Source organism: Mesorhizobium sp. LNHC229A00 (genome assembly GCF_000502415.1).
GTDB lineage: Bacteria > Pseudomonadota > Alphaproteobacteria > Rhizobiales > Rhizobiaceae > Mesorhizobium.
Window position 1 is genome coordinate 1 of the sequence record NZ_AYWQ01000271.1, and the last position, 237, is coordinate 237.

Sequence of the window (237 nt, forward strand, 5' to 3'; positions counted from 1 at the left end):
GGTTGCAGCAACTGACGACCGCGTGGCTGCAGTTTCGCGCTTCGTCGAAAAGCCCAACGCAGAGACAGCGCGCAACTACGTATCGTCAGGACGATTCTACTGGAACGCAGGCATTTTCCTGTTTCGTGCCGACACCATGCGCCGGGCATTTCTCGAGTTCCAGCCGGACATCTGGGAAACTGCAGAACGGGCCCACAAGACTGCACGCACGGACCTCTCGGGTATCTGTCTCCCCCA

Annotated in this window: 1 protein-coding gene; it reads left to right on the forward strand. The window is 59.1% G+C overall.

From position 1 onward, the window contains the following. Positions 1-22: 22 nt before the first annotated feature. On the forward strand, positions 23-237 hold a 215-nt coding region (locus X742_RS1000000173720), incomplete at its 3' end, for a sugar phosphate nucleotidyltransferase (RefSeq protein ID WP_245275675.1).